The 9,443-nt window shown below is 69.9% G+C and carries 10 protein-coding genes; all 10 read right to left on the reverse strand.

Features of this window, described 5'->3' with window-relative positions; translation table 11 throughout:
• Positions 1–30: 30 nt before the first annotated feature.
• Complete coding sequence (locus tag QN163_10915) at positions 31–1,248, reverse strand: glycosyltransferase family 4 protein (GenBank protein ID MDR5684513.1); 1,218 nt, start codon at positions 1,246–1,248, stop codon at positions 31–33.
• Complete coding sequence (locus QN163_10920; protein MDR5684514.1) at positions 1,245–2,543, reverse strand: O-antigen ligase family protein; 1,299 nt, start codon at positions 2,541–2,543, stop codon at positions 1,245–1,247. The genes QN163_10915 and QN163_10920 overlap by 4 nt, the downstream gene beginning before the upstream one ends.
• The gene (locus QN163_10925; protein ID MDR5684515.1) at positions 2,540–3,268 is read right to left on the reverse strand and encodes an AAA family ATPase; all 729 of its coding nucleotides are present in this window, start codon (positions 3,266–3,268) and stop codon (positions 2,540–2,542) included. Before QN163_10925 ends, QN163_10920 begins: the two co-directional genes overlap by 4 nt.
• A gap of 142 nt (positions 3,269–3,410) precedes the next feature.
• Positions 3,411–4,934 carry a lipopolysaccharide biosynthesis protein gene (locus QN163_10930; protein MDR5684516.1) on the reverse strand — a complete coding sequence of 508 codons (1,524 nt, stop codon included), beginning with the start codon at positions 4,932–4,934 and terminating at the stop codon, positions 3,411–3,413.
• A 22-nt stretch (positions 4,935–4,956) separates the two neighbouring features.
• A complete protein-coding gene (locus tag QN163_10935; GenBank protein ID MDR5684517.1) occupies positions 4,957–5,598 on the reverse strand; it encodes a CpsD/CapB family tyrosine-protein kinase in 642 nt (213 codons plus the stop codon).
• A gap of 31 nt (positions 5,599–5,629) precedes the next feature.
• Positions 5,630–7,165 carry a GumC family protein gene (locus QN163_10940; GenBank protein ID MDR5684518.1) on the reverse strand — a complete coding sequence of 512 codons (1,536 nt, stop codon included), beginning with the start codon at positions 7,163–7,165 and terminating at the stop codon, positions 5,630–5,632.
• Entirely contained in the window at positions 7,162–8,370 is a 1,209-nt protein-coding gene (locus QN163_10945) for an SLBB domain-containing protein (protein ID MDR5684519.1), read from the reverse strand. The genes QN163_10940 and QN163_10945 overlap by 4 nt, the downstream gene beginning before the upstream one ends.
• Before the next feature lie 102 nt (positions 8,371–8,472).
• On the reverse strand, positions 8,473–9,006 hold the full coding sequence (locus tag QN163_10950) for a transcription termination/antitermination NusG family protein (GenBank protein ID MDR5684520.1): 534 nt from the start codon (positions 9,004–9,006) through the stop codon (positions 8,473–8,475).
• Complete coding sequence (locus QN163_10955; protein ID MDR5684521.1) at positions 9,003–9,236, reverse strand: hypothetical protein; 234 nt, start codon at positions 9,234–9,236, stop codon at positions 9,003–9,005. The genes QN163_10950 and QN163_10955 overlap by 4 nt, the downstream gene beginning before the upstream one ends.
• Positions 9,226–9,443: LuxR C-terminal-related transcriptional regulator (locus QN163_10960; protein MDR5684522.1), on the reverse strand; the 218-nt coding region annotated here is incomplete at its 5' end. The genes QN163_10960 and QN163_10955, both read right to left, overlap by 11 nt.

The following is a 9,443-nucleotide window of genomic DNA, read 5'->3' on the forward strand; positions in this document are numbered from 1 at the left end:
GCGGGCCGGCAGCAGAGGTGTGGCGAGCCGTCACTGTGCGAGTGCCTCTCTCCCAGACACGTGTCGGCATCCGTCCAGCTGGGCGTGGTAGATCTCCTGCAACCTCGCAGCGATCAGACGGAGGTCGAAGTTGGCCACGGCGTGCGCCCGGGCCCGACGTCCGAGCTCCCGTCGGAGTGAGGGATCCTCGATCAGACGCAGCAGCGCACCGGCCAGCGCGGGCCCATCGCGAGGCGGCACCAGCAGACCGGTGACGGCGTCCTCGACGACGTCGCGGCAACCGGGCAATGGGGTGGTGACGATCGCCAGGCCCGTCGAGGCCGCCTCCAAGAGCACCCTCGGTATGCCTTCCGGGTTGTACGTGGGCAGCACGAAGATGTCGGACGCCGCGAGGATCGCCGGAACATCCTGTCTGGGTCCTATCCACGTAACCGTCTCCGCGTAGCGGGACATCTCGTGCCGCGGGATCCGGTCGATGCTCTGTTCGTCCATCGGTCCGACGAGCAGGAATGCCGTGTCCGGACGTCGGTCGCGCACCGCGGTGGCGGCTTCGGCGAACTCGGCGACGCCCTTGGCCCGGATCAATCTCGCAACCATCGTCACCACGATGGCGTCGTGCGGCACCCCCAGCTCGCTCCGAACGCGCGCCCGCGCGCCTACCGTAGCGACGGGAGAGAACAGGTCGGTGCGGACGCCCGAGCCGGGGATCACGATCGCTTTCCGGTGCGGGAGGACCCCCCGGCGGACGAGCGCGTTCAGGTCGTCGACGTGCTGCACCGTGGTCAGGTCGGACAGGCCGCACGCGACGCCCTGGAGGAGCAGGTACGCCCTGCGCTGCAGACGGACGGACAGGCCGTCGCGTGCGAACAGCGAGCCGAGTCCGGGAATCGTTCCGATGACCACCGGCACGCCGGCCGCACGCGCGGCCAGGCGACCCACCACGCTGGGCTTGCTGCCCATGGCGTGGACGACGGAGGGCCGCAGGCGTCGGAGGAGCCGGGTGAGCACCAGCAACGCACGAGCGTCCCCGACGGGGCTGGCTCCACGCGGCAACGGATAGACGTAGTAGGGGAGGTCGGCACGCGAGAACGCCTCGGCCAGGCCCGGCTCCGACCCGCACACGGCGAAGGCGAACTCGTCGCGCATGGCCTGGATGAGATCGATCCGCAGGTGCACGTCGGTGCCTCCGACGAGGACGACCAGCGGCCGTGTGGGGTCTGGGCGAGAAGATGCCTCGAGATGACTCATCGTCTTTGACGCCCGCGGACGACTGCCGCCGGTGCCCTGTAGGTCACCGAAGCGGCGCTGACGACGGCCGCCAGCATCGCAACTGCGATCCACAGTGAACGAAAGTGCTCCACGTTCGCGAACATGCCCTGAACCAAAGTGGCCACCAAGAATCCCAACAGGGGCTGAGCGGCTCCGCCAAGCAACCGCCCGCTGCGCAGGGCCATCCGCGCCACGACGACCAGCAGCCAACCGAGCGCGAGGATCCCGAGGACGCCGGTCTCCGCCGCAAAGGACAGGTACGTGCTGTGCGCCACCTTCGGTGCGAGTCCGTGGACGAGCGCGGCATATTGGGGGAATTGCCCGTACCCGATTCCCAGCAAAGGCGCCTCGAAGAATGCGGCTCCCGCTGCCGACCACAGTGCCAGGCGTTCCGGTGGGTACGGACCGGCAGGATCCGCCAGCCCCTCCAGGCGTCCGGCGATGAAGGGATTGCCTTGTAGAAAGGCGCCGACGGCGTAGGCGCTGGCCACGAAGATCACGAGCCCGGCGAGCCTATGTGGGGACGATCGCCCGCGCCCGCCCCACAGCACAACCATGGTGCCGGCGGCCAGTCCGAGAAGGCCTCCCCTCGACCCCGTCGCGACGACGGCGAGCAGCAGGACCGGGATGCACGCCAGTGGGATCAGGCTGCCAGAGGTCGACCGGCGCTGGGTGGTCCAGCCGAACCACAGCCACGCGAAGAACAGGTTCATGATCAGATAGTTGGCGTATATGTTGGGGTTCTCGAACGGCCCAATGGGGCGTATGCGCTGGTGCGCGAGGCTTTCGAAGACGGTCCACAGGGCAAATGCGGTCGCGGTGGCCAGCGACACCGCCGTGAACGCCCTCAGGCCGGAGCCCACATGCGGACGCAGCAGGACATAGAAAGTTACCAGCCAGGCGAGCACTCCGCAGAGCTTTGCCAGCTCGGCGATTCCCACAGCGGGCAGGAAGTATGGGGCCGCCGGAGGCAACACCGCACCGGCCACAGAAGCGGCAGCCGCCGCGACGATCAGTGCCAGAGCGCCCGCCGCGGGCGGCACCGGGAGTGCACCGCCGTACTTGACGGCCAGCACCAGCAGGGTGAGCGCAACGACCGGGTCTGCGAGGCTGATGTTGAACACCCCGAGGGGCGTTCGCACATACGTGTGGAATGGATAGACAAACGCCAGCACGGCCAGTGGCCACGCGATCCGCGCGGCGCTCGCGGTCGTCGGCATTCGCTTGCCGGCTACCGTCTCCAGCCTCCGTGCCGTCGGTGCAACAGATGTCACGCGTGTCGCCCCGTTCCGCCTGCCACCGCGTGGTGCTTGTCGGCCAGCGCTTGCAGAATGCGATCGACCAGCAGGGCGGCGGCGCGGTCGGCATGTCCCTGCCGGTCGTTGTCGATCCGAAGTACGTAGGGGAACGTGCGGCCGTCGGCGGAGCCTGCGATCATCGTCGCCAGCTCGTCGATGAGCATCGCGGCCCGTCTCATGGCGGGGCCATCCGGTGCGGCTTCGAGTCGTGACGTGCGGGCCACGCGTGCGGCCAGACGGCTCCGCACGGTCGCAGGCTGGGCGGAGACGACGACGAGCAGGTCCGGAGGTCTGATGTCGGCGGCGATGGAACGGAACGTGCGCACCGTCGTGCCGTCGCGCGCGCTGAGAGCGACGGACCACATCGCCTGGGCCACGCCCTGGTCGATCAGACAGACGCCCACCACCGGTTTCCGGAGCAGAGAGCACACGAACAGCCAGTTGTGCAGCACCTTCAGGGCGTCGATGGGCGACCGTTGCCCGGAGGCCGTGACCGCCCTGGCAAAGCGGTAGGCGCGCCCCGGATGCCGAGCGATCTCACCGACGACCTGGCCCAGCTTGGCCAATCGCCAGGCCCGGTGCGACCCCATCGTGTGTCCGGGCCGGATCTCCACGGGTATCCGACGCGCGCGCAGGGCATCGGCCAGGTGGTTGCACAGCGTCGTCTTGCCGGCGCCGGGCAACCCGAGAAACTCAACCACCAGCCTGGGCTTCGCCGGCATGGGAGCCGAATAGGGGGTTTGCGGTTGCACCAGACCATGCACGACGGGAGGCGTGGAGGGGTGTGACATGCGTTCCCTCACCGAAGCGGTCCCGGCGGGCGAGAGGGCCGGGCGGGTTGCCTCAGGCACGGTAGCCTCCGTCGCCGACAGACGCGGCCCGCAGGCCCCGGCTGGCAGCGTACGAGGACAGCGCCCGCCACGCCCATCGCAGATCCGGACCGAGGACGACGCCGGGGAGGCAGCGCACGACCGTCCCCGCGCCGGCGAGCGCCGCCGCACCCGCCAGGGCTATGGTCAGGGTCGGCGACGTCTCCAGCTCCCTCAGAAGCATGGCGACGGGCCATACAATCCCCACGACCACGCCGGCGGCGAGGAGGCCCGGCCAATGCGCGGCAGCGAACTCGGTCCAGCGCAGGCCCGTCAGCCGGAGGCTCAGGTGGGCCATGAGCAGGAAGTTGAGCGCGATCGCCGCCAGTACGCCGGCGGCGACACCCTCAAGCCCCCAGGCGCTGCCCAGCCACGCGCCGCCGCCCACCGCTGCCGCGTACAGCAGCTGCCTCCACGCTCTGGCGTACACGGCCCCGGTCGCTCGCGCGAGCGAGTCGCTGATCTTGTAGCTGGTTCGGCACAGGGTCCCCGCGGCGAGGATCTGCAGCGGTACGACGGCATCATCCCAGCGTGGCCCCAGGATCACGGCCACGATCTCAGGTGCCAATACGACGACGCCGGCGCTCACCGGGAGCGCAAGCAGTCCGACGAGCGTGACGCCGCGGCGATACGCGGTCGCCAGCCGCTCGCGCTCACCCTGCAGCCGAGCCATGCCCGGGAACAGCACCTTGTCCAGGACCTGGCCGAAGAGAGTCGCCGGGGCCGCCATCAGCTGGTAGGCACGCCCGTACAGCCCCAGGGCCTGCGGACCGAGCCGTGCCCCGACGACGAGGTTGTCCGCCTGGCCAGCCAGCTGGTTCGCGATCCGTGCCAGCGTGAACCCAACCCCGAAACGCAGCAGCTGGCGGGCGGCCTGCGGGTCCCAGGACGGCGCGCTAGGATGCGGCCGGCGGGCGCGCAGCAGCAGGGTGCGCAGGGCCGCCTGCGTCAACGACGCGGCGACCAGCGCCCAGACCCCAAGCCCGCGGTGCGCGAGGGCAATCGCCACCGCGGCGTACCCGCAGGTCCACGCGGTCACGTCGACGACGGCCAGGTCGCGGAACCGCATCTCGCGCTGAAGCAGGGCCTCTGAGACGACGGACAGCGCGGCGATCGGGAACAGCCAGGCCAGCGCCCGCAGGACCGGGGCCAGCTCCGGCATCTGCAACGAGGCGGCGATCAGGGGTGAAGCCGCCCACGTCAGGGACGCGACGGCCACACCGAGGGCCACGGAGAGCGTGAATCCGACCCGCAGGTGCGTGCCGGCCAAGTCCGGCCGCTGGACGATCGCCGGTCCGACGCCCAGTTGAGAGAAGACCGCAGACAGTCCTACGAACACCAGCGCGGCGGCGACGATCCCGAAGTCACGCGGCTGGAGCAGGCGGGCCAGGACCGCCAGGGTGGCGAGTTGCAGCGCCGCCTGGGCGGCCACGCTGGCGGACGTCCACGCCATGCCGTCGAGCGCGCGCGCGGTGGTGCCTCTATGCTCTGCGCTCACCCATGCCTCCTGCGAGGTCCCGTCACGGACGCTGGGGAACGCGGTTGAGCACCGCGCCCAGGACGTTCGCGTCCACGCGTTCTAGCAGCATGTACGCCTCGCGTTGGGCCTGCCGCGACGACCCGTGGCCGGGGATCACGAGGAGCACGCCGTCAGCGGTCCGGGCGAAGGTCAGTGCCTCCGGGTACCTGCGGACCGCCGGGGTGTCGATGACCACGTAGGGATAGCGCTGGCGTAGCTCGGCGAAGCAGCGCTGCAGGTGGCGCGGGTCGATCAGCCGTTGCGGAGGCCAAGCGCTCTCCCCGGCGGCGACCAGGTCGAGGTTCTCGACCGACGTGATGCGGATCGCGTATCCCATCGTGGTCGGATCGGCCAGCAGGTCGGCCAGCCCCGGCCGGGGATCGACGTCGAACAGCCGGTGGAGTTCGGGCCTGCGCAGGTTCCCGTCGACGAGCAGGCACCGGGCGCCGCTGCTGGCGATCGTCTTGGCCAGGTTGACCGCCGTGGTGGTCGCTCCGTCCCCTTCCTCGACCGACGTGACGGCAACGACCCCGGGCGGGTGGCCGTTGTGCCCGAGCAGCAGGTTGGCGAGCAGCCGCCCGTAGGCCTCGGCGAGCGCCGGGTAGGTATGCCCGGCCTGCAGTTCGGTGAGGGCGGTACCCATGCGGTCTCCCTCCTTGGTCTTTCGTGTCGGTTCACAGACCCGCGATCAGCCGCGGGACGAACACGAGCAAGTACGCGCCCGCAGCCAGGATGACGATCAGGCCCGCAGTTGCCACCGCACGGCCGGTGGCTCGTTCCTGATGGCCGACCGCGGGGATCTGGGCGAGCACAGGAATGCGCAGCCTGCGCTCGATGTCTTCGGCCGACCTCTCCGTGTCCAGACGCTCGAGCACGAACGCTGCGGCGATCCCGGTCATGACCCCAAGCAGCGCCCCGAGCAGCGCGTTGGAAATCGGGTTCGGCCGCACCGGAGCGAACGGAACCTGAGCCGGCACGGACACACGGAAGATGCTGCCGATGGACGCCTCCGCCAGCCTGGCTTCCTGGAGTCGCTGGGACAGCTGCAGGAAGTTCTGCTCGGCCTCTCGCACGTTGCGGGTCAGGCGGGCGAGTGCGACCTCGCGGTCCGGAACGGCCCGGATGCGGGCGGCGTAGGTGCGGATCGCGCCGCCAAGGGCCGCTTCCCGTGCTGCCAAGGTCGCGGCGTCGATCTCGGCCGTCCACACCTGCTGGATCATCTGTTGGTAGACGGGATCCACCCCGAACTGTTGAGGCTGCGGTGCGCGGGCGATCTCGGCGTCGAGCTTCCGCTGGATTTCCGCGATCCGGGCCCGCGCGGCGCCCACGGCGGGGTGTTGGTCCGTGAACTGCTGCTGCAGCGCCGCCAACTCGATCTCCGCCGAGGCCAGCTGGTTCTGCAGAGAGTGGATGACCGGGCTGGGGCTCCACTGCGTCGGCGTGATGCGAGCCTGCGTGGCGAGCTGTGCGCGCGTCAAACGGATGCGGGCCTGCGCCTGCTGGCGCTGCAGGCGTACGTCGATGAGCTTGTTCTCGAGGTCAGCGAGCGTGTTCAGCGCCAGCGTCGTCTCTTCCGCCAGAGAGACGCTTCCGTTGCGCTTCTTGAACGCTGCCAGCGCGTCCTCGCGGACGTGAAGCTGCTCGCGTGTGCGCGCCATCTGCGTCTCGATAAACGCGCGGACCTCGGTGGTCCGCGCGCGCCGCGTCGCCGCATCCTGCTCGACGAGGCTGTCGGCGACGGCGTTCGCGGCCAGCGCGGCCACTTCGGGATCGGTGTGGTCCACGCTGACGCGGACCAGGTCCGCACCGCGCACGGGCTGGACGCGGATCTGTGTCATCGCCTGCGCGGCCGCCGAGCCCAACTCCGGCGCGAGCCTGGCGATCGCGCTCTGACGGACCTCGGCGCTGCGGCCCAACTCGGCGGCGATCATCACACCGCCGCTGGCGGCGGTGACGTCGCTGTTGGCGAACAGGCCCGATCGGCTCGAATCCAGCAGGACGACCGGCGGTGTCTTGTCCACGGAGATGAGGGCCGATGAACGGTAGACGGGTGGAGCCAAGAGCGTGCTGACCAGGGCGAAGACGAGCGCGAGCAGGGTGACGCCGAGGATCACCGTGCGCCTGCGCGACAGAATGGCCAGGTAGTCCGTGAGCGTCTTTGACTCCGACTCCTCGGCGCCGGCGTACGGACGCTCCAGGTCGATGTTCATCGGAACACCCCCAGGATGCCGGACAGGATGCTCAGGAAGATCTGCAGCCCCGCCAGTCCGTGCTGCGGGACGACCACCACGTCGCCGGGGCGCACCACGAGGTGTTGCGCGGGGTTGTTCCCCCGCATCAGGGACGCCAGATCGACGCTGATCAGCGCCCCGCCGTTGGCCATCGGCTCCACCTTGACACCGGCCACCATCCGGTCGGGACCGGCCACGCGGCGGACGATGTGGGCGGTTTGGGCGTTGCCGATGGGACGCTGCACCGGACCGCCGGCCATCGCCAGGGCCTGCAGCAGCGTGACCTCGCCCTTGACCTGGAACACGCCGGGGTTGTTGACGTCCCCCAAGACGTAGATCTTGTCGTTGGTCTCCTCGGGGATGAACAGCGTGTCGCCGGCCTGCAGGACGACGTTGTGGCTCATGTCCTGACGCAGCAGCAGGCTGTCCAGGGCCAGCGGCTGGGTCTCGCGTGCGCCGCGCACCAGCCGCGCCCCGGTGACGGACGCCCTCTCGGTCAGCCCGCCGGCCAGCAAGAGGGCGTCGAGGACCCGCGTCTCCCCCTTCAGCCGGTAGCGGCCGGGTTTGGCGACCTGACCGATCACGTTCACGATGTTGACCAGGTCCTCGGGAACCACCAGCGTCTCGCCGCCCTGCAGCTTTACGTTCAGTTCCTCGTCGCCGTCGAGCAGGCGATCGAGGTCGATCCTCATCGGCGGACGACCCGGTCGGAGGAGCTGCGCTTCCTTGGCAGCGGCTGCCTCGGTGAGCCCGCCGGCGGCGGCGAGCAGATCCAGAAGGCGCGCGCCGGGCATTAGGTCGAACGACCCCGGTCGGGCGACCTGACCGAGAGCCGAGGCGCGAATGCGATGCAGATCCTTCACGATCACGCTGACCTTGGGGTTCACGATGTAGGAGGCGTACCTGCGGCTCAGCACACGCGTGAGCTGCTCCACGGTCAGCCCGGCGGCGGTCACCGAGCCGATCAAGGGCAACATGATCCCGCCGTCCGGCCGGATCGTCACCGTACGCGTCAGGTCGGCGTAGAACCACACCGACACCTCGATGACGTCTCCGGGCTGCAGGACGTACGTCGCCGACACCTGTGCCGGGGACGGGATCCCCAGCGCCAGGACGAGCACCACCGCCAGCAACACGGCGCTGCCGGCACGCGCTCGGTGGGGACCGCACTGTGGTCGCTTCATCTTCGGTCTCCTTTCCTCGCGGGCAGGGCTCCGCCGCAGACGTGCACCGGGGAGAACCCCAGCGGACGCCAGACGGTCGGGGGATGTGACCTTCGGCGAACCCTATGCGGGTTCGAGGTCGAGCGCATCGACCTCCACGCAACTCGGGTGCCCCAGCAAATGCAGCAACACCCGCACCCGCCCGGCACGGGACACCGGGCGGTCGAAGATGGCCTCCAGACCCTCCAGCGGTCCGCGGCGGATCCGGACGCGCGAACCCGCGGCGAACCGAAGCGACGGGCGCACGAAACCGAGCCCGGCGACCTTCTGCCGGATCGCCTCGATCGCCGAGGACGGCACGGGTACGGGCACCCCGTCGACACCGACCACGCGACGGACCCCGGGACTCCAGCGGACCGCGTTCCACGAGACGGGATCGTGTTGGGGCGGTGCGACGTGCACGAACAGGTAGCCGGGAAACAGCGGCTCCAGGGAGGACCTGCGCCGTTCCCGGTACTGACGAACGACTTCGATCTGGGGCAGGAACGTACGCACGCCGCGCGCGGTCAGGCTCCGGGCGACATTGTGCTCCTGGCTGCGCTTGGCGTGGACCGCGTACCACGACGCCTGCGCTTCGAAGCAGGAGATCTCAGTCAAGGGTCGGTCCCTCGCTTTTTGGGGTGGTCGCCGAGCGCGATCCAAGCGCCGGGATTCGGAGCGCGCACCTCGAGCAGCAAACACAGCTGCCGGTCTCGGTTGTCGGAGCGAACGGCGCAAATGCCCTTGACCAGCCACGATGCCCCTTCGTGCGTGAAGGTGCGACCCATGGCGCGGCGTCGGCGGCCCAGCGCGCCCGTCGTGACGAACAGCACTCGGTCACCGCTCACCGTCTCCCTCGTCCGGACGCGCGCCGCCCGTCGGCTGGCCGTGCCCGAAAGATCCTCTGGGGCGAGGCCGCCACCCGCTCTGGAGCATGTACACGACCGCCTGCGTCCGGTTGCGCGTGCCGGTCTTGCGGAAGATCGACCGTATGTGACTCTTGACGGTCGTCGGGCTGAGGTACATCCGGCGGGCGATCTCCTGGTCGGTCGCGC

The organism is Armatimonadota bacterium (assembly GCA_031432545.1).
GTDB classification, from domain to species: domain Bacteria; phylum Sysuimicrobiota; class Sysuimicrobiia; order Sysuimicrobiales; family Sysuimicrobiaceae; genus Caldifonticola; species Caldifonticola tengchongensis.